The sequence below is a fragment of the Streptomyces sp. NPDC008086 genome (assembly GCF_042957325.1).
Taxonomy (GTDB): domain Bacteria; phylum Actinomycetota; class Actinomycetes; order Streptomycetales; family Streptomycetaceae; genus Streptomyces.
The window spans coordinates 301,191-321,858 of sequence record NZ_JBIBIA010000008.1 but is presented as its reverse complement, the minus strand read 5'-3'; the positions used below and the strand labels follow the sequence as shown (position 1 = coordinate 321,858).

Genomic DNA, 20,668 nt, shown 5'->3' with positions numbered 1-20,668 from the left:
CCCTGCCGTCCTACAGATGCGGCAGGATGGCCGGCATCAGGTCCTGGAACGTGCGGCCGTTGGCCGGCGTGCCGAGGGCCGTCATCGTCCAGCCCGCTCCGGTGCGGTGCACCTTCGCCATGATCTGGGCGGTGTAGGCGCCGCCGCCCGCGAGCGTGTACCGGGCGAGCTCCTGGCCGTTGGTCTCGTCGACCAGACGGCAGAACGCGTTCTGCACCTCCTGGAACGTCTGGCCCGTGAAGGAGTTCACGGTGAAGACGATCTGGTCGATGTGGACCGGGATGCGCGCGAGGTCCACGAGGATCGCCTCGTCGTCGCCGCCCTGGCCGACACCGCCGACGAGGTTGTCACCGGTGTGGCGCACCGAGCCGTCGTCGCTCACCAGGTGGCGGAAGAAGACGACGTCGACCGGCTGCTTGTCCGCGAACAGGACGGCGGACGCGTCGAGGTCGACCTCCCGCGTGCGCGTGCCGAACAGGCCCCGCCGGGGAGCCGCCTGCCAGCCGAGACCCATGCGCACCGCGGTCAGGCTGCCGCCGTCGTCCTTCTGCAGACTGATGGCCTGACCCTTGGTCATGTTGACGGTCACGTGCTGTTTCCCCTCTCGAGCTGTCCCCTGTTGGCCGCGGACTCCGCGGATGACCAGAACCCTACGCAGGGGCACTGACAGTGCCGTACCCCGGTTCCCACTTTGTGTCGGTCTTGCAACACAGCGCGTGCCCGTCAGGCCAGGCCGGCCTCCTTCATCTGGCGCAGCTCCTTCTTCATCTCGGACACCTCGTCACGCAACCGGGCCGCGATCTCGAACTGCAGGTCGGCGGCGGCGGCGCGCATACGCTCCGTCAACTCCTCGATCTGCTCGGCGAGATCGGCCGCCGGGCGGTCGGTCGGGACCGTCTCCTTGGCCTTGCCCTTGGCCGGCTTGGCCGCCTTCGCGCCCTTGGCCGCCTTGTCGCCGAGGGAGGGCACGGGAGCCTTGGTGCCGCGGCCGTCCTTCTTCGCGCGGTAGCCGGTGCCGAGCAGTTGCTCCGTGTCGACGTCCTCGCGGGCGATCTGCGCGACGATGTCGTTGATCTTCTTGCGCAGCGGCTGGGGGTCGATGCCGTTCGCCTTGTTGTACGCGACCTGCTTCTCCCGGCGGCGGTTGGTCTCGTCGATGGCCTTCGCCATCGCCGGGGTGATCTTGTCGGCGTACATGTGGACCTGGCCGGAGACATTGCGCGCCGCGCGGCCGATGGTCTGGATCAGGGACGTGCCGGAGCGCAGGAAGCCCTCCTTGTCGGCGTCGAGGATCGCCACGAGGGACACCTCGGGCAGGTCGAGACCCTCACGGAGCAGGTTGATACCGACGAGGACGTCGAACTCGCCGGCGCGCAGCTCTCGCAGCAACTCGACACGGCGCAGGGTGTCGACGTCGCTGTGCAGATAGCGCACCTGGATGCCGAGTTCCAGGAAGTAGTCGGTGAGGTCCTCGGCCATCTTCTTGGTGAGGGTGGTGACCAGGACGCGCTCGTCCTTCTCGACACGTCCCCGGATCTCGTGGACCAGGTCGTCGATCTGACCCTCGGTGGGCTTGACGACGACCTCCGGGTCGATCAGGCCGGTAGGGCGGATGATCTGCTCGACCTGACCGTCCGAGCGGGAGAGCTCGTAGTTGCCCGGGGTCGCCGACAGGTAGACCGTCTGGCCGATGCGCTCCTGGAACTCCTCCCACTTCAGGGGGCGGTTGTCGAGCGCGGAGGGAAGGCGGAAGCCGTGGTCGACGAGGGTGCGCTTGCGGGACGCGTCGCCCTCGTACATGGCGCCGATCTGCGGCACCGTGACGTGCGACTCGTCGATGACGAGCAGGAAGTCGTCCGGGAAGTAGTCCAGCAGGGTGTTCGGCGGGGAGCCCGGCTCGCGGCCGTCGAAGTGCATCGAGTAGTTCTCGACGCCGGAGCAGCTGCCGATCTGACGGAGCATCTCCAGGTCGTACGTGGTGCGCATGCGCAGGCGCTGGGCCTCCAGGAGCTTGCCCTGCTTCTCCAGCTCGGTGAGGCGCTCGCCGAGCTCCTTCTCGATGTCGTTGACGGCGCGCTCCATGCGCTCCGGGCCCGCCACGTAGTGGGAGGCCGGGAAGACGTACAGCTGCTGGTCGTCGCTGATGATCTCGCCGGTGAGGGGGTGGAGCGTGGACAGTGCCTCGATCTCGTCGCCGAACATCTCGATACGGACGGCGAGCTCCTCGTAGACCGGGAAGATCTCGATGGTGTCGCCGCGCACCCGGAAGGTGCCGCGGGTGAAGGCCAGGTCGTTGCGCGTGTACTGGATGTCGACGAAGCGGCGCAGCAGCTGGTCCCGGTCGATCTCCTCGCCGACCTTGAGCGGGACCATGCGGTCCACGTACTCCTGCGGGGTGCCGAGGCCGTAGATGCAGGAGACCGAGGCGACCACGACGACGTCACGGCGGGTGAGCAGTGAGTTGGTCGCGGAGTGGCGCAGACGCTCGACCTCCTCGTTGATCGAGGAGTCCTTCTCGATGTAGGTGTCCGACTGCGGGACGTAGGCCTCGGGCTGGTAGTAGTCGTAGTACGAGACGAAGTACTCGACGGCGTTGTTCGGCAGGAGCTCGCGGAATTCGTTCGCCAGCTGGGCGGCCAGGGTCTTGTTCGGCGCCATCACGAGGGTGGGGCGCTGGAGCTTTTCGATCATCCACGCCGTGGTGGCGGACTTTCCTGTGCCGGTCGCGCCGAGCAGGACGACGTCCTTCTCGCCGGCGCCGATGCGCCGGGCGAGCTCGGCGATGGCCTGGGGCTGGTCGCCGTTGGGCTGGTACGGGCTGACGACCTCGAAGGGCGCCACCGTGCGTTCGATGCTGGAAACGGGCCGCATGGATCCACCGTACGACCCGCCACTGACAACGCGGTCCGATCAGTGGTTCTGCGGGGTGCGGGAGCCTCGGTGGTCCGGGGTGCGGCGCGCGCGCAGCTGGGGGCGGCGAGCCTGGTGCGGGACGGACGTGTGGGCCGGGACGCCCGGCTTGTGCTCGACGGGGGCCGCGGCGGGCCCGCCCATGATCATGTGCGGGTCGAACAGCACGACGGCGCCCGCGAGGAGCAGGAAGGCGAGCGGGCCGATCAGCATCGGCGCGAGCAGGGCGGCGGGTGAGTCGCCCGTGGCGGTGGCTCCGGTGCCGTGGAGATGGACGCTGAGGGCGGCCATGCCGGTGTAGTGCATGCCGCTGACGGCGAGGCCCATGACGAGGCTCGCGCCGACGCTCCACATGAGCCCTCGGACCTGTCCGGCGGCCCAGAGCGCGGCGGTGGCGGCGACCATGGCTATGGCGACGGAGACGCCGACGGTGAACGTGTTGTACTCCAGCTTGCCCTCGAGCCGCAGGCCGGCCATGCCCAGGTAGTGCATCGAGGCTATGCCCAGGCCGGTGATGGTGCCGCCGGTGAACAGGGCGGTTCCCCTGGCGCCCTTGTAACCGACGATGAAGATCCCGACGCCCACCATGACGATGGCGACGGCGAGACTCGCGAACGTCATCGGTTTGTCGTAGTGGATCGACGTCTCCTCGACCGTGAACCCCATCATCGCGACGAAGTGCATGGTCCATATGCCGGAGCCGATCGCCGCCGACCCGAGGGCGAGCCAGCCGGGGCGCCACGAGTGCGAAACGAGCATCGATCTCGTGGTGCAGCGCAGACCGAGCGCACCGCCGAGGCAGGCCATGAGGTAGGCCACCAGCGGTGTGACGAGTCCGTAGCTGAATCCGTCGATCGTGCCCCGCATACGCGACCGCCCTTCCCGCCCTCTTGCATCCCGGAATGCTGTGAACAGACCCCCCTCCCAGCACCGCCCGAGCGGTCAGGGTTGAGGCAGAGAGTAACTCCCACCGGAATGGTCGAACGATTCTCCGGCAAAGAAACACGGCCTTGCCCCAGTTGTGCGGCACGAGTGAGCGGGCCCGGGCAACTCCATTCATTCTGTGGCCATTCTGTACTCCTCCACCGTTGACCCTCTGCTGTCACAGTTGAGCTGTCTGTGATCGTTCGACGCGAGGAGTACGCATGCACGCGCGCGCTGTAGCCGCCACGACGACCGCACTCCTGGGAACCGCCGCTCTTCTGCTTCCCGCCTCCCAGGCCCGGGCCGGCGCCGAGCGGCCTACGGTGATCGCCCACAGAGGAGCCTCCACGTATGCCCCGGAGAACACCCTGGCCGCCGTCGACAAGGCCGCCGAACTGGGCATCGACTGGGTCGAGAACGACGTGCAGCGCACCAGGGACGGCGAGCTCGTCGTCCTTCACGACGACAGCCTGAAGCGCACGACCGACGCGGAGGAGGTCTTCCCCGGCAGGGCGCCCTGGAAGGTGAAGGACTTCACCGCCGACGAGATCGCCCTCCTGGACGCGGGCAGTTGGTTCAGCCCCGCCTACGCGGGCGCGCGCGTGCCGACGCTGGAGCAGTTCATCGACCGTCTGGAGCTGCACCACCAGAAGCTGCTCCTGGAGATCAAGAACCCCGACCTGTATCCGGGCATCGAGGACCAGACCCTCAAGGCCCTGGACAACGAGGGCTGGCTCGACGCGGACCACCTGGCGAGCCGGCTGATCGTGCAGAGCTTCAGCGCCGAGAGCGTGCGGACCGTCCACGAGCTGGAGCCGACCGTGAAGACCGGCTTCCTCGGTACGCCGCCGACGTCGGACCTGGCCGACTACGCGGACTTCGCCGACCAGATCAACCCCTCGCACAGCTCCATCTCCTCGGACTACGTCGCCACCGTCCATGAGTTCGACGGACCGCACGGCAGGCCGATGGAGGTCTTCACCTGGACCGTGAACGACGCGGACACCGCCCGGCTGGTCGCCGGGTACGGCGTCGACGGCATCATCACCAACAGCCCCGACGTGGTGCGGGACGCACTGCCCGCGAAGTGACGGCAGCCCCGTCCGGGGCACCCGGCCCCCGGTCGCGAGGGCGTTGTCAGTGGTGGGTCGTACGGTGGGCGCATGGACAGCCATGGGCAGTACGAGCAGCAGGTCGTGTGGGCCGTCGTCGGTACCGACATCGGTCCGCTGATGCTGGCCGCGACCCGCGACGGCCTGGTCAGCGTCGTGTTCCACGCCACGGAGAAGGTGCGCGAGACGGCGCTCGGCAGGCTGGCGTCGCGGCTGGGCGTCGAGCCGGTCGAGGCGCCCGGCTCTCCGCTGCTGGCCGAGGCGATACGTCAGATGGAGCAGTACTTCGCGGGTGCACGCCATGACTTCGAGCTGCCGCTGGACTGGTCACTGATCTCCGGCTTCAACCGGCAGGTGCTGCGCGAGCTGGCGGCCGGTGTCCCGTACGGCACGGTCGTCGGGTACGGCGATCTGGCCGGGCGGGTCGGACAGCCGGGCGCGGCGCAGGCGGTCGGGACGGCGATGGGCGCCAATCCGCTTCCGGTCGTCGTGCCCTGCCACCGGGTCGTGGAGAGCGACGGCGGCATCGGGGGGTTCGGGGGCGGGCTGGAGACCAAGCGGAAGCTGCTCGCGCTGGAGGGAGTCCTGCCGGAGCCGCTGTTCTGAGGAGGTCCTGACCACGTCCTGGGGTTGGGCAGGCGGGAGATGAGGGGGAGACTGCGCCTGTGACGACACTTTTCACCCACCTGTACGCGGCCGGTCCGGTGTCATGACGGCCGTGGAGCGGCAGGCCGCCGTGGCCGTCCCGCCCGACCGGCTGCCGGCCCTTCGGCGCCGGGTCTCGGCCGTGCTGATCACGACGCAGATCCTGGGCGGCCTGGGCGTCGCCACCGGCATAGCGCTCGCGGCCGTGCTGGCCAAGGAGGTCAGCGGCACCGAGTCGCTGTCCGGCCTCGCGCCCACGGCGACCGTCACCGGTACGGCGGTGCTGTCGATGCCGCTGGCCGCGTTGATGACCGCGCGGGGCCGTCGGCCCGGGCTCGTGCTGGCCTATCTGATAGGGGCCGTGGGCGCCGGTGTCACGGTGATCGCGGCCAGTGTCGGAAGCTTTCCGCTGCTGCTGTGCGGGATGGCCGCGTTCGGCGCGGCGTCGGCTGCGAATCTCCAGGCCCGGTTCGCGGCCGCGGACCTGGCCGAGCCGGAGCGGCGGGCCCGAGCCATCTCGCTCGTCGTGTGGGCGACCACCATCGGCGCGGTCCTCGGTCCGAACATCGCCGCGCCCGCCGGCCGCAGTGTCAGTGGCCTCGGGATACCGACCGCCGCGGGTCCGTTCCTGTGGGCGGCCGGGATCTTCCTGATATCGGCGGTCGTGGTGGCCGTACTGCTGCGGCCGGACCCGCTGCTGACGGCTCGTGCGCTGGCCCCGGCCGAGGAGCAGTCGCCGGCGGCCCGTTCGCTGCGCGCCGGGGTGGCCGCCGTGGCCGCCTCGCCGCGGGCGCGGCTCGCGGTGGTGACCGTGGCCGTGGCCCACACGGCGATGGTCTCGGTGATGTCGATGACCCCGGTCGACCTCGCGCACCACGGCGCGGGAATCGATCTGATCGGGCTGGTCATCAGCGGACACATCGCGGGGATGTACGCGTTCGCGCCGCTCATGGGGCGGTTGTCGGACCGGCTGGGGCGGCTGTCCGGGATCGGGCTCGCTGTCGGGCTGCTGGCGTGCGCGGTGTTCGTCGCCGGTACGGCGGGCGCCAGTCATGGGCAGACGGCCGTCGGACTGTTCATCCTGGGGCTCGGCTGGTCGGCGGGGCTCGTCTCCGGTTCCGCGCTGCTCACGGACTCCGTGCCGCAGCCCGCGCGGGCCGCCGCGCAGGGGCTGTCGGACCTGGTCATGAACGCGTCCGCGGGCGTCGGCGGAGCGGTCGCCGGGCTGGTGGTCGCCCGGGCGAGCTACGCCTGGCTGAACTTCACCGCCGCGTGTCTGCTGGTCCCGTTGGCGGGGCTGGCGTTGATCACGCGGCGCAGACGGACCAAAGGCCTTCCGGCGGGCGGCTGACGTCCCACGCCCGGCCGGGACCGCGTGAGGACTGGCCGGACCTCGACGCCGGTAGCAGACTCGACCATGCGCACAGCCGCTGGCATCCGACTGGCATCCGTAGGAAACGGGCCGAAGGGACGGCGATCACGCATGAGCGGAAACAGGGCAGTGGCGTATCTCAAGCCGGGCGTGGTGGAGGTCAGGACCATCGACTACCCGACGCTCGAGCTCCAGGACGGACCGGGAGTCGCCCCCGACAACATCGGCCGCAAGTGCCGGCACGGGGTGATCCTCAAGGTCCTCGCCACCAACATCTGCGGCAGCGACCAGCACATGGTGCGGGGCGCACCACGGCGCCGGAGGGGCTGGTCCTCGGACACGAGATCACCGGAGAGGTCGTCGAACGGGGCTCGGACGTCGAGACCCTCGACGTCGGCGACATCGTCTCCGTACCGTTCAACATCGCCTGCGGGCGGTGCCGTAACTGCAAGGAGCGCAAGACCGGTATCTGTCTGAACGTGAACCCGGCCCGCCCGGGTGCGGCGTACGGCTATGTCGACATGGGCGGCTGGGTCGGCGGACAGGCCGAGTTCGTCATGGTTCCGTACGCGGACTTCAACTTGTTGAAGTTCCCCGACCGGGACCAGGCGCGCGAGAAGCTGCTCGACCTGACCATGCTGTCGGACATCTTCCCGACCGGCTTCCACGGTGTGGTCAGCTCGGGAGCGGGCGTCGGTTCGACGGTGTACGTGGCCGGGGCGGGCCCTGTCGGGCTCGCGGCAGCCGCTTCGGCGCAGTTGCTGGGCGCCGCGGTCGTCATCGTCGGCGATCTGAACGAAGAACGTCTCGCCCAGGCGCGGAGCTTCGGCTGCGAGACCGTCGACGTCTCGCGGGGCAGCGTGGAGGAGCAGATCGCACAGATCCTCGGGGAGCCCGAGGTGGACGCCGCCGTCGACGCGGTCGGCTTCGAGGCGCGGGCCCACGGCCCGGACGCTCAGGAGGCGCCCGCGACGGTCCTCAACTCGTTGATGGGCATCACGCGCGCGGGCGGTGCCCTCGGCATCCCCGGTCTCTATGTCACGGACGACCCCGGAGGGATCGACCAGGACGCGAAGTCCGGGACGCTGAAGGTGCGGCTCGGCCTCGGCTGGGCCAAGAGCCACCGCTTCACGACCGGCCAGTGCCCGGTCATGCAGTACCACCGGAACCTGATGATGGCGATCCTGCACGAGCGTGTGCACATCGCCAAGGCCGTCAACGCGACGGTGGTCTCCATCGAGGACGCACCACGGGGCTACGCCGAGTTCGACCAGGGCGCCAGCCGCAAGTACGTGCTGAACCCGCATGGGGCGCTGGACGGTGTACGGCCGGTCTGACGTCGGCGGCGAGCCGAGGAGGGGCCACGCACGCGTGGCCCCTCCTCGGCTCGCTAGTCGTAGTGCCGGGCCTCGAAGACGTTGCCGTCGGGGTCACGGAAGTAGAAGCTGCGCCTGGCCTTGCCACGGGCGCCGAAGGAGTCGTACGAGTAGTCCGATACGGGGACGTCCTGCTCCTCCAGGTGAGTGCGCCACCTGTGGAAGTCGTCCTCCGGCAGGGACAGACAGACGTGGTTGACCGGGTGCCCCGCGCTCTGGGCGGCACCGGGGAGCATCTTCATGCGCTCCGCCATGGTCATGGGCATGAGGTCGAGGATGGTCTCGTCGTTGACGCGGACCGAGGGGAACGGCGCCTCGCCCGCGATGAACTCGGTGAGCCTGACGGGTGCCAGGCCGAGTGTCTCCTGGTAGAAGGCGGCCGAGGCGGCGGGGTCGCTCACCCAGAGGACCACATGGTCGAGACGGGTCGAGTTGTCGGTCATGCGTTCAAGGCTGGTGTCCTCTCCCACAGGCCGCAAGGGTTTGACCCGGTGCGCCGCCCGCCAGAGATGAGGGAAGACCTAGCGACAGGAGGCAGGCGCGTGGTGCTGATGGTGTCGGAAGAGGTGCGGGAGGCGATTGACGCGCGTCGACCCGTGGTCGCCCTGGAGTCCACGATCATCGCGCACGGGTTGCCGCGCCCGCGCAATCTCCAGGTGGCGCTGGAGCTGGAGGACGTCGTACGGCAGGAGGGCGCCGTCCCGGCGACGATCGCCGTGCTGGACGGGCGGCCCCATGTCGGGCTGGACAAGGAGCAGCTGGAGCGGATCGCGAACGAGGACGGGATCCGCAAGCTCGGGCACCGGGATCTGCCGCTCGCGGTGGCCTCCGGGGCGAGCGGGGCGACCACGGTGTCGGCGACGGCTCTACTGGCGAGTCTCGGGGGCGTACGGGTGTTCGCGACGGGCGGCCTCGGCGGTGTGCACCGGGAGTGGACGGTGACGCAGGACGAGTCGGCCGACCTGGGGCTGCTGGCGCGCACGCGGATCACGGTGGTGTGCGCCGGTGTCAAGTCGATCCTGGATGTGCCGGCGACCCTCCAGCGGCTGGAGACACTGGGCGTCGCCGTCGCCGGCTATGGCACGGAACGTTTCCCCGGCTTCTACCTCTCCGACTCCGGGTACCCCGTGGAATGGACGCTGCGGTCGCCGGAGGAGGTGGCCGGGGTGATGCGCGCCCAGGACGCGCTCGACGGGCCGGAGTCGGCGCTGATCGTCGCCAATCCGGTGCCGGAGGCGGAGCAACTGGATCCCGAGCTGCACACGCGTGTGCTCGCCGACGCGCTGCACGCGTGCGAGGAGCAGGGCATCACCGGTCAGGCCGTCACACCGTTCCTGCTGGACTACTTGGTGCGGCACACGGACGGTGCCTCGCTGAGCGCCAATCTCGCGGCGGTACGCGGCAACGTACGGCTGGCGGGGCGGATCGCGGCGGCCTGGACCGGGGCGTGAACGAGCCGGGGTACGGGGCGGGGCGAGGCGCGGAAGGGAACGTGCCCGCCCCGACCGTCGAGCTCGCCCCGGTCCCCGACCCCGACCTCAGGCGCGCCGGCGCGCTTCTGGTCGTCGGGGACGTGGTCACCGACGTCATCGCCCGCCACCGAGGGCCGCTCGCCTCGGGTACGGACACGGCGGCGGCCATCCGGACGGTGCCGGGTGGCGCGGGCGCCAACGTGGCCTGCTGGGCTGCCCGTTGGGGCGCTGAGGAAGTGCGGCTGCTCGGGCGTGTGGGAGCGGACGCGGTCGCGTGGCACGAGCGGGAGCTGACCGCGAGCGGAGTGGAGCCCCTTCTCGTCGTCGATCCGCAGGCGCCGACCGGGACGGTGATCTGCCTGGTCGACACGGGTGCCGCCGCCGAGCGGACGTTCCTCACCGACAGCGGGGCGGCCACTCGGCTGGACCCCGGCGACTGGTCGGACGCGTTGCTCGACGGCGTCGCCTGGCTGCACCTGTCGGGCTATCTGCTGTTCTCCGAGTCGAGCCGGGCCCTGGTGGCGAGGGCTCTCGCGTCCGCACGCGCGCGTGGCGTGCCGGTGAGCATGGATCCGGCGTCGGCGGGCTTCCTGGTGGAGCTGGGCGTGGATCGTTTCCTGGCGTTGGTGGAGGGCTTGGACGTCCTGCTGCCGAGCCGTGACGAGGCGTGCCTGCTGACGGGGCTGCCCGACGCGGCGGACGCCGCAGCCAAGTTGAGCCGCCATGTCCCGCTGGTGATCGCCAAGCAGGGGGCCGACGGTGCTCTGGTGGCCCGGTCGGGCACGGTACGCGCCCATGTCCCCGCCGTGCCGACGGCGCCGAGGGACACGACCGGGGCGGGTGACGCGTTCAGTGGGGCCTTTCTCTCGGCCCTGCTCAAGGGCGCCCGGCCCGAGGACGCGGCGCTGGAGGGGTGCCGGGCGGGTGCGCTGGCGGTGGCGCGGGTGGGTGGAAGGCCGCCCGCACCGCAGTGACGGCGGCAGCCGGGCGCGGCAGCAGCGAGGAGCGACGGCGCCGGGCCGCGGCGCGAACGTCGGCTGAGGCGACGTCAGCTCCCGTTCTCCTCCGGCGCCCTGCGGCCCCACACCGAGATCATCGGGGCGGTGGCCAGGTCCATGTCGCCGGCCGCGACGTTGGCGAGGTGGCGGTCGATCTCCTGGTCGGTGGCGATGCCCTCGGTGACGAGCTGATCGCGGATCTGGCGGACGGTCGCGGACTCCAGCGCGGTGCAGGCGGGTGAGGTGAGCGGGAAGTACGCGTCTGCCTCGACCCGGAGCAGACCTGCCTCACGGAGCAGGCGCGGGAGTCTGCGGCCGTAGGAGAGATCGGCGCCGCGGTCGGCGAGCAGCTTGCGGAAGCCCTGGCGGAGACGGTTCGCCAGTTGCTGCTCGGGACCGTGCTCGTCGGGGCAGAGCAGGGGCTGGAGTGCGGGGTCGGCGTCCTCGATCAGAAGCCGGCCGCCGGGGCGCAGGGCCTCGATCATCGACCGCAACGCCCGCTCGCGGTCCGGCACATGGACGAGTACGAGGCGGGCGTGGACGAGGTCGAACCCCTCCCCCGGCGGCTCGTCGGCCGCCACGTCGTGGACGCGGACCTCGACCGGCGGGCGGGCGGCCGCGGCGAGCAGCGAGGTGTCGATGTCGGTCGCGACGACCCGTCCCGTCGGGCCGACCTTCTTGGCCAGCCAGGACACCACCGAGGTGCCGCCGGCGCCGACCTCCCAGCAGCGCCAGCCCGGTCCGACGCCGAGCCGTTCGAGATGCCGGAAGGTCGTGGGGTCGAAGAGAGCGGCGAAGGCGTCGAAGCGCTCGCCCGCCTCGGCCTGCCGGTTGTCGAGGAGATAGCCGTGGGTTCGCGTCATGGTGCGATCATCCCAGTTGTCCGGCTCGTCCGGTCGGGGCGACGCTCGGCGGGGCGGCCCTGAAACTCGTACGGGCGCCCCTCCCGAACCGCGATGGGCGCGCAGCCCCTTTGTCCACAGACGGGAACCAAGCGGAACCTCCTGCTCCCACAGGCTTACCCGCCTCTCACGCCCAGCTGGCAAACTTGCGGCCACGGCACAGGAAGCGACGCACGGTGAGCGAGCCGAGGGGGCTGAAACGCCTCGGAGGTGAGCCGGGCGTCAAGGGGAGATCCACGCAAGGAGATCCAGATGTCCATGGCAGGGAATCTGCGGAAGGTCACCGGCCTCGACAGGGTCGGCGGCCTCCGCAAGGTGGCACGGCTGGCTCGACGGCGCCCTCGCGTCGACCTCAGTCACCCCGCCCGGTCCCCGCTGGGCTCATCGGTGGTGAACTGCGTGACCTACCGGGACGGGGTGCGGGTCCCGGAGAGCGGGGATCTGGTCGACGTCGTCCAGCGGGTGCGCAAGCGCGGTGGTGGATTCGTCTGGCTCGGCCTCCACGAGCCCACGGACCAGGAGTTCGCGGGTATCGCGGAGCTGTTCGCCCTGCATCCGCTGGCGGTCGAGGACGCGGTCGAAGCGCATCAGCGCCCCAAGCTGGAGCGCTACGACCAGACACTGTTCGCGGTGTTCAAGACCGTCTGCTACGTCGAGCACGAGGAACTCACGGCGACCAGCGAGGTGGTGAACACCGGCGAGATCATGGTGTTCGTCGGCCAGGACTTCGTGATCACGGTGCGGCACGGACGGCACGGCTCGCTGGGGCCGTTGCGCGAGGAGCTGGAGTCGAGCCCGGAGCAGCTCTGCAAGGGGCCGGCGGCGGTGCTGCACGCCATCGCGGACCATGTCGTCGACGACTATCTGAGCGTCATCGACTCGGTGCAGGAGGACATAGACGAGGTCGAGACGGATGTGTTCGCGGAGAACGGCGCGCGGGCCGACCCGGGGCGGATCTACCAGCTCAAGCGGGAACTGCTGGAGCTGAAGCGGGCCGTGGTTCCGCTGAGCCGTCCCCTGGAGGAGCTGGCCACGGCGCCCATTCGGGTGGTGGAGCCGGAGATACAGGCCTACTTCCGCGACGTCTCGGACCATCTGCTGCGGGCCAAGGAGCAGATATTCGCCTTCGACGAACTGCTGAACTCGATCCTTCAGGCGCACCTGGCACAGGTCACCGTCTCGCAGAACGAGGACATGCGGAAGATCACGGCCTGGGCCGCGATCATCGCCGTGCCGACGATGGTGTGCGGGGTGTACGGGATGAACTTCGAGCACATGCCGGAGCTGCGCTGGACGTTCGGGTATCCGTTGGTTCTGTGCGTGATATCCGTCGCGTGCGTGGTGCTGTACCGCGGCTTCCGGCGCAACGGATGGCTCTGACACGGCCCGCGTGAACATCGGCCAGCGTGAAAGACCACCGGTCGCCGGGAACATCGGCCAGCGTGGACATGGTGCGTCCCCGCCCGGCACGGTGGCCGGACGAGGACGGAAGAAGGGGTGAAAGGAGTGAGCGGTGAGAGCCGGCGCCGGGTCAGTGCGTCGTCGGCGACCCGGTCCTGGCGTAGACGCTCTCGGCCCACTGACCGATCTCGTTCTCCCTCAGGTTCAGTGCCAGATCGGCCTCGCTGATCATGCCGACCAGGCGCTTGTTCTCGATCACGGGGAGCCGGCGGATCTGGTGCTCCTTCATCTCCCGGAGCACGTCGCTGATGTCGGCGTTGGCCTCGATCCAGCGCGGGGTGCCCTGGGCCATCTCGCCGGCGGTGACCTTGCTCGGGTCGCGGCCCATGGCCACGCAGCCGATCACGATGTCGCGGTCGGTGAGGATGCCGCAGAGCCGCTCGTTCTCGTCGCTGATGGGCAGGGCTCCGACGCCCAGCTCGCGCATCAGCTGAGCGGCGCGGTCCAGGGTCTCGTGGGCGGGGATCCACTGGGCACCACGGTGCATGATGTCTCCGGCAGTGGTCATGAAGTACCTCCCGATGCCGGACGGCCGGCGCGGCGCGGGACGCACCGCTAGTCCCGGCGCCCTTCATTCTCGCCGCGCCACCCGGCCGACGCACGCGGAACCGAGCGGTGACGGCCACCGGTCACCGACCCGGCCGCCCCTCGGTCCCCCGGCCGTCCCTCGGCCCCGCACACAGCGGGGCGGCGATCAGGCGGCGAAGCGCACGATCTTCCGTGGGACGACACGCGGATGATCACCCGGGTCTCGTCCTCCTTCTCGGCGGGCGGGTCGATGCCGAGGTACTTGTGGGAGAGCTCGAACGGCAGGCGCTTGGCCTCGTCCGGGACGATCTCGGCGGTACCGCGGATCTCGACGGAGGAGTAGGGGTTGGCGAGGTCGTAGACCGAGACGCTGATGCGGGGGTCGCGGCGGAGGTTGCGGACTTTCTGCCTGGCGTCGACGGAGGAGAAGAGCACGGTGTCGCCCTCGCGTTTGATCCAGACCACCGAGTTCTGTGGGGCGCCGTCGGGGCCGAGGGTGGCCACGCTGGCGAAGTTCCTGGCGTCGAGCAGGGAGCGGACGGAGTCGTCGAAGGAGATCGGATCACTCGTGGAGGTCGTCATGGCACCCACGGTAGTTAAATGCACACGCATATAAAGGGGGTTTGATGGATCAAGGTTCAACCGCTCCATGCCGGGTGCCGCGGGTCGTCGGCGCGCACCAGGACGTCCGCCGTGGCGGCCGGGTCGGTCTCGTGGTCGTAGCGCTCGAAGGCGGGGAGGGTCCAGTGCTCGGTCTCGGGGGTGCGGCGGCGCAGGGCGCCGGGTGAGAGGAGGACGTGGACGGTCAGGTCGAAGGGGAACCAGTGACGCAGCAGGAGGGGGCCGTGCAGCAACAGGATGCCGCCGGGCGGGAGTTTGACGTAGGGGCTGCGGGTGGCTCGGTCGGTGACCGGGTCCCAGAGATCCGGCAGGACGCGGCCGCCGCCGCCGGGTTCCAAGGGGCCGAAGACCTCGCGCCACAGGGCGCCGGTGTCGAACCAGCCGTCGTAGTAGGCCTCCACGTCCCGGTGGCCGTACTCCAGGCGGACCGAGGCCGGGCGCAGGAAGCCCTGGGTGTCGACGGTGAGCGAGGGGCGGCCGCGTACGCGCAACGCCTCCCCGACCCGCTCGGCGAGGTCTCCCGGGCGGGCGGCCGGGGCGCCGTCGAAGGCGACGCGGGGCCAAGGGCCGCCGTCGGCCGGCTTCAGGTCGAGCAGACGCTCGGCCAGCAGGTCGCCGAGCCGCTCCCAGGTGATCGCTTCGAGTCGCACACGCCCCATGATGCGACAGGGAGGCTCCGGCGTGGGGCGGGAGGCGTTCGGGGTGCGTCCGCCGCGCGGCCGAACCGCTGCCCGGGCCTGGTCAGACGGCGTTCCGGTCCCCGCCGGATAGTTCCCCGGACCCGCCCGGAGGGGAATGAACCCCCTATGGCACCTCTGGCAACTCCCCCGCCCCGTACCGGCCTTGTCGTCATCCAACCCCTCCGGCGACGGCACTGCGCGGAGTGCCATGCGGGGCCGTTGCAGCTGCTCGTGCTGGAGGACGGAGCGCCGCGGTGTCTGGACTGTGCCGACCTTGGGCATCTGGTGTTCCTGCCGCGCGGCGACACGGCGTTGACGCGGCGGTCGCGGGAGGAGAGTGCGCTGTCGGCGGTGGTCGTGCGGTTCAACCGGCGCCGGGGCCGTTACGAGCGGCAGGGCGTCCTGGTGGAGGAGACGGGGCTCACCCGGGCGGAGCTGCGGTGCCTGGTGGATGCGGAGGCCCGGCGGCGGCGTCGGGCGCGGGACGCACGGCGGCGGGCGCGGGAGGACCTGCGGTTCGCGGAGGCCTTCGCGGCGGAGATACGTCGGCTGTTCCCGGGGTGTCCGGCGGAGCGGGCGCGGGAGATCGCCGCGCATGCGTCGGCGCGGGGCAGCGGACGGGTGGGGCGCAGTGCGGCGGGGCGGGCGTTGTCGGAAGGGGCGGTGACCTCGGCGGTCGTGGCGTCCGTACGGCACATGGACACGCCGTACGACCAGTTGCTGATGAGCGGCGTGCCGCGGCACGAGGCGCGGCGGCGGATCACGGCGGCCGTGGAGACGACGTTGCGGGCTTGGCGGGCGGGGGTGTCGGAGGTGGGTTGACGGCGGCCGGAAGGTGACCGGAAGGTGGCCGGATCAGGTGGGTCAGCGCCCCGGGCTTACACCGCGGCGCCCCTCGCCTCATGGCCCTCACCTTCACCGTCGCCGTCGCCCGTCGCCGTTTCGCTGGTCGCCCCCCTCCCCTGGACGCTCGGACATGGGCGGGCGCCGCTCGGCGATGGTCGCCGTAGCCGTCCGGGGTTTGACTTGTGGTGACGGATGAGGCCGGGCAGGGACTCGGCGGGATGCGGGAGTTGACGTTGACATGATCGATGGGCCGTACTTCGTCCTGGTCGTGATCGGAGTGGTCGGCACCGGCCTGGTGGCCGGCGTCTTCTGCGCCTTCTCGACCTTCGTGATGCGCGGGCTGGCCGCGCTGCCGCCCGCGCAGGGTGTCGCCGCGATGAAGGCGATCAATGTGACCGCGTTGATGCCGGCGTTCATGCTGGTGTTCATCGGGACGGCGGTGCTGTGCGCGGTGATCGCCGTGGTGACGTTCGTGCTCTGGCCGGACGAGGGCACGGTGGAGCTGCTGCTGGGCAGCGCGCTGTATCTGTTCGGCTCGTTCGGGGTGACCATGGTGGCGAACGTGCCTCGCAACGAGGCGCTGGCCAGGCTGGAGGCGGGCACTCAGGAGGCGGCGGCCTACTGGCCGACGTATGTGCGCGAGTGGACCATGTGGAACCACATACGTACGGTCGCCTCGGCCGCCGCCGCGATGTCGTACGTGCTGGCCCTCAGCTGACCTGCCCGCCGAAGTGCCGCCGACCCTCCAGCCAGCCCTCCCACCGACCCTGCCCGCCGCCCCGTCCGCCGGCCGCTCCGCCGCACTGCGCGGGCGTCCGGTGGGACGTATCGTGGCCGGAGGAGTGCGGCCCGCTGACGCACGGCTCCAGCACGTCACACGCGCACGCGAGGAAGACGGCCATGGCCGATCCCAAGGGTTTCATGACGACCCCCCGCCAGGACTGGCCGCGCCGGCCCGTCGAGGAGCGGGTCCGGGACTGGGACGAGGTGTACGTCCCCGGGGCGTTGCTGCCCATCGTCAGCAAGCAGGCCGACCGGTGTATGGACTGCGGCATCCCGTTCTGCCACGACGCCTGTCCGCTGGGCAATCTGATCCCCGAGTGGAACGACCTGGTGTCACGGGAGGACTGGCGGGCGGCCGCCGACCGGCTGCACGCGACGAACAACTTCCCCGAGTTCACGGGGCGGTTGTGCCCGGCGCCGTGCGAGGCGGGGTGTGTGCTGGCGATCAATCAGCCGGCCGTCACCATCAAGAACGTCGAGTGCGCCATCGCCGACCGTGCCTGGGAGGACGGTTTCGCGCAGCCGCGGCCGCCGGACCGGCTCTCCGGGCGGACGGTCGCGGTGATCGGGTCGGGGCCCACCGGGCTCGCCGCGGCACAGCAGCTGACCCGGGCCGGACACACGGTCGCGGTGTTCGAGAAGGACGACCGGGTCGGCGGGCTGATGCGGTACGGCATCCCCGAGTTCAAGATGGAGAAGCACCATCTGGAGCGCAGGATCGAGCAGATGCGGGCCGAGGGTACGAGGTTCCGTACGTCCACGGCGGTCGGGAGGGACATCGGGGCGGCCGAGGTGCGCTCGCGCTACGACGCGGTCGTGATCGCCACCGGAGCCACGGCCTGGCGTGAACTTCCCGTGCCAGGGCGGGAGTTGAGTGGCATCCAGCAGGCGATGGAGTATCTTCCGCTGGCGAACCGGGTGTGTGAGGGGGACCTGGAGGCGTCCCCCATGTCCGCCGCCGGGAAGCACGTCGTCATCGTCGGCGGCGGGGACACGGGGGCCGACTGTCTGGGCACCGCCGTGCGGGAGGGCGCGGCGTCCGTGACCCAGCTGGACATCTACGCCCAGCCGGGCGCGGAGCGGGACGAGGACGCCGAGCCCTGGCCGACGTACCCGAAGATCTACCGTCTGTCGGCGGCGCACGAGGAGGCGCGCGATCTGGAGACGGCGCCCGCGGCGGACGCGGACGCGCGACTGTTCGCGGCGTCCACGCTCCGCTTCACGGGCGACGCCGACGGGCACGTACGGTCGCTGCACCTGACCGAGGTGGACGCGGACCGCCGCCCGCTGCCGGGCACCGGGCGGGAGCTGCCGGCCGACCTCGTGCTGCTCGCCCTCGGCTTCTCCGGGCCGGACCGGGAGGACGGCCTGATCGACCAGCTGGGGATAGGGATGGAGCCGCGCGGCACGATCACACGGGACGCGGGGTTCGCGACGAACGCGTCCGGCGTGTTCGCCGCGGGGGATGCCGCCCGGGGCCAGTCGCTCATCGTGTGGGCCATCGCCGAGGGGCGGGCGGTGGCGGCGGCCGTCGACCGCTATCTGACGGGGAGCTCGCGGTTGCCGGCGCCGATCTCGCCGTACGACCGGCCCATGACCGTCTGACGGACGCGCGGGACGGTCACCGCGTGGGCGGGCCCTCCCCTAGGTCGTGTCGGCACGACCTAGCGCCGCTCGTCCGTCCCCGCCACCTTCCCCGTCGCCAACGCCACCCTGTTCCAGGTGTTGATCGTGAGGATCAGGGCCAGTACGTGGGCCAGCTCCTGGTCGTCGAAATGGGCTGCGGCCCGGGCGTAGACCTCGTCGGGGACGCCGCCGTCGGCCACCAGGGTCACCGCCTCCGTGAGAGCCAGGGCCGCCTGCTCCTTCTCGGTGAAGAAGTGGCGGGCCTCGCGCCAGACGGCGACCATGTGCAGCCGGTCCTCGCTCTCGCCGGCCTTGCGGGCGTCGTTGGTGTGCATGTGGAGGCAGTAGGCGCAGTGGTTGAGGTGCGAGGCGCGGATCTGGATCAGTTCGACGAGCGCCGGGTCCAGGCCCTCGCGGGCGGCGGCGTCGAAGCCGACGATGGCGCGGAAGACCTTCGGGGCGGACTTCGCGAGGTCGAGCCGGGTTCGGGCGGCCTCGGCCTCGTGGATGGACTCGGCGATGGGCTCGTTGGGGGACTCGGCACGCTCGGTGTCGATCGTGTTCGTCGTCGTGTTCGTCGTCGTCATGTGGATCAACCTACGGGGCGAAAAGACCGTCTGTAGGGTTCATTTCCATGGCGAAATCGTGGGTCAATTCGGAGGACCCGGCGGGCGACTCGTGGGTCGACTCGGCGGCACGGATCGGCGCCGACCTGCATCTGGATCTGTCCGAGCCGTCCGGGGCCTCCGGTCCGGGCGGGCGGCGGGCCGCGTTGACCCGCGCGCTGCGTGACGCCGTGCGTGAGGGCCGGCTCGCGCCCGGCACCAGGCTGCCGCCGTACCGCTCGCTCGCCGCCGACCTCGGCATCGCCCGCAACACCGTGGCCGACGCGTACGCGGAACTGGTCGCCGAAGGATGGCTCACCGCGCGGCAGGGCTCGGGGACGAGGGTGGCCGAGCGCACCGAGCCCCTGCGACGGGCCGAGCGGGTGCCGCGCAAGGCGCCTCCACGCGTGCGTGGACCCCGGCACGACCTCAGGCAGGGCACGCCCGACGCCTCGGCGTTCCCGCGCGCCGCCTGGCTGACCTCCTACCGACGGGCCCTGCAGCAGGCGCCGAACGAGGCCTTCGGGCCCGGTGACCCCGCCGGGCGGGTGGAGTTGCGGGAGGCCCTCACCGAGTACCTGGCACGCGCGCGTGGCGTGCGTACCGAACCCGGTCGGATCGTGATCTGCTCCGGGTTCGCGCACGCCCTGCGGCTGCTGTTCGGGCCGGACAGGAGCGGGGGCGGTGGTGTGCTGCGCGGTCCGCTGGCCGTGGAGGCGTACGGGCTGGGCTTCCACCGGGAGCTGCTCGCCGCCGCGGGCGTACGGACCGTACCGCTCCCCCTCGACGAGGACGGCGCCCGCGTCGACCTGCTGGGACGCGAGCGGGCCGTGCTGCTCACGCCCGCGCACCAGTTCCCGACCGGCGGCCCGCTGCACCCCGAGCGCCGGGCCGCCGTGATCGACTGGGCACGCGCGCGGGGAGGCGTGGTGCTGGAGGACGACTACGACGGGGAGTTCCGCTACGACCGCAAGCCCGTCGGTGCCGTCCAGGGCCTCGATCCGGAGCGGGTGATCTTCATGGGCTCGGTCAGCAAGAGCCTGTCGCCGGCCGTGCGGCTCGGGTGGATGGTGCTGCCGGAGCGGTACGTCGGCGACGTGCTGGCGGCCAAGGGCGAGCGTGAGGCATGGGCGAGCGGCCTCGACCAGCTGGGCCTCGCCGACTTCATCGCCTCCGGGGCGTACGACCGTCATGTACGGCGGATGCGGCAGCGCTATCGCCGTCGCCGCGACCGTCTCGTGGCCGCCCTCGCCACGCACGCGCCGCACATCGAGGTCACCGGTGTGGCCGCCGGACTCCACGCGGTGCTGCGGCTGCCGCCCGGCACCGAGCGGTCCACGGTCAAGGCGGCCACCTGGCAGGGCATCGCCCTCGACGGCCTCGCCGAGTTCCGGCACCCGGACGCCGCGGAACAGGACACCGCGGAAGCGGACATGCCGGTCCGCGACGGCATCGTCGTGGGCTGTGCGACGCCCTCGGAGCATGCGTACGGGGCGGCGCTGGAGGCGCTGTGCGGGGTGCTGCCGCCGGCGGGTGACTGACGTGCGGGCCTGCCGCGCCGGGATCCCGGCCTCCTGACTGGGGAGGAGCCGCGCACGGCCGGATCCTGCCCAGGGAGGAGCCCAGGACCGCCGCCGACTGCTGCCCGTGGACGAGTTGCCCCGTCCCGGCATACTGCTGCATTCTGATTTGTTCTCCCGCATGTCCGAAAAGTGGCTTCTGGGCTACATGGATGCGAACAGGAGTGGGATCATCGGAGCAGGAGGCGTGCTGTCACCGCACCCGGAGATGGGCCCGGGCCGGTAGC

Annotated in this window: 19 protein-coding genes and 1 pseudogene; 11 read left to right on the top strand and 9 right to left on the bottom strand. The window is 71.0% G+C overall.

Annotation, left to right across the window (positions count from 1 at the left end; translation table 11 throughout):
• Window positions 1-10: 10 nt before the first annotated feature.
• The 3 genes from ACFZBP_RS28890 to ACFZBP_RS28880 all read right to left on the bottom strand — a co-directional run bounded on the left by ACFZBP_RS28890 (window position 11) and on the right by ACFZBP_RS28880 (window position 3,777).
• Complete coding sequence (locus ACFZBP_RS28890; RefSeq protein ID WP_383445040.1) at window positions 11-589, bottom strand: TerD family protein; 579 nt, start codon at window positions 587-589, stop codon at window positions 11-13.
• 134 nt (window positions 590-723) lie between these two features.
• A complete protein-coding gene (uvrB, locus tag ACFZBP_RS28885; RefSeq protein ID WP_391417319.1) occupies window positions 724-2,871 on the bottom strand; it encodes an excinuclease ABC subunit UvrB in 2,148 nt (715 codons plus the stop codon).
• Window positions 2,872-2,910: 39 nt separating this feature from the next.
• On the bottom strand, window positions 2,911-3,777 hold the full coding sequence (locus ACFZBP_RS28880) for an MHYT domain-containing protein (protein WP_391417317.1): 867 nt from the start codon (window positions 3,775-3,777) through the stop codon (window positions 2,911-2,913).
• A gap of 278 nt (window positions 3,778-4,055) precedes the next feature.
• Between ACFZBP_RS28880 and ACFZBP_RS28875 the strand changes: the two genes are divergently transcribed.
• From ACFZBP_RS28875 to fdhA, 4 genes and pseudogenes are all read left to right on the top strand, one after another.
• Entirely contained in the window at window positions 4,056-4,925 is an 870-nt protein-coding gene (locus tag ACFZBP_RS28875; RefSeq protein WP_391417315.1) for a glycerophosphodiester phosphodiesterase family protein, read from the top strand.
• Between the two features lie 72 nt (window positions 4,926-4,997).
• Entirely contained in the window at window positions 4,998-5,552 is a 555-nt protein-coding gene (locus tag ACFZBP_RS28870; RefSeq protein WP_391417313.1) for a methylated-DNA--[protein]-cysteine S-methyltransferase, read from the top strand.
• 103 nt (window positions 5,553-5,655) lie between these two features.
• Complete coding sequence (locus ACFZBP_RS28865) at window positions 5,656-6,942, top strand: MFS transporter (RefSeq protein WP_391417311.1); 1,287 nt, start codon at window positions 5,656-5,658, stop codon at window positions 6,940-6,942.
• Window positions 6,943-7,074: 132 nt separating this feature from the next.
• Window positions 7,075-8,300 (top strand): annotated as a pseudogene (gene fdhA, locus ACFZBP_RS28860) (formaldehyde dehydrogenase, glutathione-independent).
• Window positions 8,301-8,353: 53 nt separating this feature from the next.
• Here fdhA and ACFZBP_RS28855 read toward each other — a convergent pair.
• Entirely contained in the window at window positions 8,354-8,782 is a 429-nt protein-coding gene (locus ACFZBP_RS28855; RefSeq protein ID WP_383445015.1) for a VOC family protein, read from the bottom strand.
• A gap of 99 nt (window positions 8,783-8,881) precedes the next feature.
• Between ACFZBP_RS28855 and ACFZBP_RS28850 the strand changes: the two genes are divergently transcribed.
• A complete protein-coding gene (locus ACFZBP_RS28850; RefSeq protein WP_391417308.1) occupies window positions 8,882-9,790 on the top strand; it encodes a pseudouridine-5'-phosphate glycosidase in 909 nt (302 codons plus the stop codon).
• A 41-nt stretch (window positions 9,791-9,831) separates the two neighbouring features.
• Entirely contained in the window at window positions 9,832-10,785 is a 954-nt protein-coding gene (locus ACFZBP_RS28845; RefSeq protein WP_391417306.1) for a PfkB family carbohydrate kinase, read from the top strand.
• 74 nt (window positions 10,786-10,859) lie between these two features.
• Here the strand turns inward: ACFZBP_RS28845 and ACFZBP_RS28840 are convergent, their stop codons facing one another.
• Window positions 10,860-11,672, bottom strand: coding sequence for a methyltransferase (locus ACFZBP_RS28840; RefSeq protein ID WP_391417304.1), 813 nt, complete (start codon window positions 11,670-11,672; stop codon window positions 10,860-10,862).
• 291 nt (window positions 11,673-11,963) lie between these two features.
• Here ACFZBP_RS28840 and ACFZBP_RS28835 point away from each other — a divergent pair, with 291 nt between their 5' ends.
• A complete protein-coding gene (locus tag ACFZBP_RS28835; RefSeq protein WP_391417302.1) occupies window positions 11,964-13,091 on the top strand; it encodes a CorA family divalent cation transporter in 1,128 nt (375 codons plus the stop codon).
• Between the two features lie 151 nt (window positions 13,092-13,242).
• Here the strand turns inward: ACFZBP_RS28835 and ACFZBP_RS28830 are convergent, their stop codons facing one another.
• The 3 genes from ACFZBP_RS28830 to ACFZBP_RS28820 are packed head-to-tail and all read right to left on the bottom strand — an operon-like array spanning window position 13,243 to window position 14,980.
• Window positions 13,243-13,680, bottom strand: a complete 438-nt coding sequence (locus ACFZBP_RS28830; RefSeq protein WP_383444996.1) for a CBS domain-containing protein — start codon at window positions 13,678-13,680, stop codon at window positions 13,243-13,245.
• Between the two features lie 47 nt (window positions 13,681-13,727).
• The gene (locus ACFZBP_RS28825; protein WP_391417300.1) at window positions 13,728-14,282 is read right to left on the bottom strand and encodes a TIGR03618 family F420-dependent PPOX class oxidoreductase; all 555 of its coding nucleotides are present in this window, start codon (window positions 14,280-14,282) and stop codon (window positions 13,728-13,730) included.
• Between the two features lie 56 nt (window positions 14,283-14,338).
• Window positions 14,339-14,980 carry a uridine kinase gene (locus ACFZBP_RS28820; protein WP_391417298.1) on the bottom strand — a complete coding sequence of 214 codons (642 nt, stop codon included), beginning with the start codon at window positions 14,978-14,980 and terminating at the stop codon, window positions 14,339-14,341.
• Between the two features lie 147 nt (window positions 14,981-15,127).
• Between ACFZBP_RS28820 and ACFZBP_RS28815 the strand changes: the two genes are divergently transcribed.
• From ACFZBP_RS28815 to ACFZBP_RS28805, 3 genes are all read left to right on the top strand, one after another.
• Window positions 15,128-15,823: a DUF2293 domain-containing protein gene (locus ACFZBP_RS28815; protein ID WP_391417296.1), complete on the top strand. Its 696-nt coding sequence runs from the start codon at window positions 15,128-15,130 to the stop codon at window positions 15,821-15,823.
• 262 nt (window positions 15,824-16,085) lie between these two features.
• Window positions 16,086-16,565 (top strand): anthrone oxygenase family protein, encoded by a 480-nt coding sequence (locus tag ACFZBP_RS28810; RefSeq protein WP_391417294.1) that lies wholly within the window; start codon window positions 16,086-16,088, stop codon window positions 16,563-16,565.
• A 182-nt stretch (window positions 16,566-16,747) separates the two neighbouring features.
• Window positions 16,748-18,235: a glutamate synthase subunit beta gene (locus tag ACFZBP_RS28805; protein ID WP_383444981.1), complete on the top strand. Its 1,488-nt coding sequence runs from the start codon at window positions 16,748-16,750 to the stop codon at window positions 18,233-18,235.
• 59 nt (window positions 18,236-18,294) lie between these two features.
• Here the strand turns inward: ACFZBP_RS28805 and ACFZBP_RS28800 are convergent, their stop codons facing one another.
• A complete protein-coding gene (locus ACFZBP_RS28800; protein WP_391417292.1) occupies window positions 18,295-18,843 on the bottom strand; it encodes a carboxymuconolactone decarboxylase family protein in 549 nt (182 codons plus the stop codon).
• Window positions 18,844-18,890: 47 nt separating this feature from the next.
• On the opposite strand from ACFZBP_RS28800, the gene ACFZBP_RS28795 reads away from it, so the two are divergent.
• Entirely contained in the window at window positions 18,891-20,402 is a 1,512-nt protein-coding gene (locus ACFZBP_RS28795; protein ID WP_391417290.1) for an aminotransferase class I/II-fold pyridoxal phosphate-dependent enzyme, read from the top strand.
• Window positions 20,403-20,668: the final 266 nt, after the last annotated feature.

Bases quoted from the DNA above. Each gene is read 5' to 3' on its own strand.
- ACFZBP_RS28810 (WP_391417294.1), top strand. From the start codon at position 16,086: ATGATCGATGGGCCGTACTTCGTCCTGGTCGTGATCGGAGTGGTCGGC.
- ACFZBP_RS28820 (WP_391417298.1), bottom strand. From the start codon at position 14,980: ATGGGGCGTGTGCGACTCGAAGCGATCACCTGGGAGCGGCTCGGCGAC.
- ACFZBP_RS28795 (WP_391417290.1), top strand. From the start codon at position 18,891: ATGGCGAAATCGTGGGTCAATTCGGAGGACCCGGCGGGCGACTCGTGG.
- ACFZBP_RS28830 (WP_383444996.1), bottom strand. From the start codon at position 13,680: ATGACCACTGCCGGAGACATCATGCACCGTGGTGCCCAGTGGATCCCC.
- ACFZBP_RS28865 (WP_391417311.1), top strand. From the start codon at position 5,656: ATGACGGCCGTGGAGCGGCAGGCCGCCGTGGCCGTCCCGCCCGACCGG.
- ACFZBP_RS28815 (WP_391417296.1), top strand. From the start codon at position 15,128: ATGGCACCTCTGGCAACTCCCCCGCCCCGTACCGGCCTTGTCGTCATC.
- ACFZBP_RS28825 (WP_391417300.1), bottom strand. From the start codon at position 14,282: ATGACGACCTCCACGAGTGATCCGATCTCCTTCGACGACTCCGTCCGC.
- ACFZBP_RS28800 (WP_391417292.1), bottom strand. From the start codon at position 18,843: ATGACGACGACGAACACGACGACGAACACGATCGACACCGAGCGTGCC.
- ACFZBP_RS28855 (WP_383445015.1), bottom strand. From the start codon at position 8,782: ATGACCGACAACTCGACCCGTCTCGACCATGTGGTCCTCTGGGTGAGC.
- ACFZBP_RS28835 (WP_391417302.1), top strand. From the start codon at position 11,964: ATGTCCATGGCAGGGAATCTGCGGAAGGTCACCGGCCTCGACAGGGTC.
- ACFZBP_RS28870 (WP_391417313.1), top strand. From the start codon at position 4,998: ATGGACAGCCATGGGCAGTACGAGCAGCAGGTCGTGTGGGCCGTCGTC.
- ACFZBP_RS28880 (WP_391417317.1), bottom strand. From the start codon at position 3,777: ATGCGGGGCACGATCGACGGATTCAGCTACGGACTCGTCACACCGCTG.
- ACFZBP_RS28875 (WP_391417315.1), top strand. From the start codon at position 4,056: ATGCACGCGCGCGCTGTAGCCGCCACGACGACCGCACTCCTGGGAACC.
- ACFZBP_RS28840 (WP_391417304.1), bottom strand. From the start codon at position 11,672: ATGACGCGAACCCACGGCTATCTCCTCGACAACCGGCAGGCCGAGGCG.
- uvrB (WP_391417319.1), bottom strand. From the start codon at position 2,871: ATGCGGCCCGTTTCCAGCATCGAACGCACGGTGGCGCCCTTCGAGGTC.
- ACFZBP_RS28805 (WP_383444981.1), top strand. From the start codon at position 16,748: ATGGCCGATCCCAAGGGTTTCATGACGACCCCCCGCCAGGACTGGCCG.